We start from the raw sequence: 1,056 nt of genomic DNA on the forward strand, positions 1-1,056 counted from the left end.
TGCGCAAAATACGGAAAGTGGATATTTGTGTGCGCTAGCCATCGCGCAAAGAAAACCCATTCTTTATTTATTACCACTGGGTAACATGATTCCTGACGAAATAAAGTTATTACAAAGCAATCCCCAGGTAAGCAAATTATTAATGGTTAAGTTTTTTCAGGAAAATAATATAGAGAGTCGGTTAGCAGAATTTATTGATTTACTAGAAAACGGACGCGGTGACTGGGAGTTACCAACTATTAAATTCACTTGGCGTATTAGTCCGCGTATTGAAAGATATTTACGCTGGAAAACAGTCAATACAAAAAAAACTAAGGCTGACTGGTTGCGGGAGTATTTATTGAAAGAAATAATTGATAAAGACGAAGAGTATAAAGGTTTTTTACGTAATATCTGATTGTTGAATATTAAATTTTATGTTATAATTTGAACATAATATTTAATACGGTTGCATGAAAAATAAAAATAGTATATTAGGATATTTAATAGCTATTCTTGTCTACTGTCACGGACAGTACAGTCAGTTAATGGATATTTATTGGACTATCAAAAGATGATAGTTTTTTAATTTTATGGATAAAAACGATTTTGATTTACGAATCAAAAAAATACTATTGGATAATTCTCTAATTGAAGAGCAAGAAGTTTTGCAATTGCAAGACAAAGCTAAGAAGGAAGGTGTTACGTTTGAGGAAGCAGTAGTCAACGAAGGTGTTATCTCTGACGGCCACCTCGGACAACTGATTGCTGATAGTTATGACTATAAATATATTTGTTTGGGTGATGTTATTATTGAAGATGAAACATTAAAAACTATTCCTGAATTAGTGGCCAAAAATCAGCAAGCCATCGCTTTTGAAATGAAAGGCGAAACTTTAAAGATGGCCATGAACGATCCAGGCAATTTAGACTTCATCCATTTAATGGAGAAAAAGAGTGGCATGTTTATTGAGCCATATTATGCCACTAAATCTGATTTGAAGCAGGCTCTGAATAAGTATCGCAAAACAATCATTGAAGAGTTTGACGATATTATGAAAACGACAGTTCAGGAAG

Annotated in this window: 2 protein-coding genes; both read left to right on the top strand. The window is 33.2% G+C overall.

Annotated features, from left to right (window positions below; all coding sequences use genetic code 11):
- Positions 1–397: hypothetical protein (locus COX77_01745; protein PIZ99360.1), on the top strand; the 397-nt coding region annotated here is incomplete at its 5' end.
- A 175-nt stretch (positions 398–572) separates the two neighbouring features.
- Positions 573–1,056 (top strand): hypothetical protein (locus COX77_01750; protein ID PIZ99361.1); only part of this gene is annotated, 484 nt, incomplete at its 3' end.

The organism is Candidatus Komeilibacteria bacterium CG_4_10_14_0_2_um_filter_37_10 (genome assembly GCA_002793075.1).
GTDB lineage: Bacteria > Patescibacteriota > Patescibacteriia > UBA1558 > UBA1558 > UM-FILTER-37-10.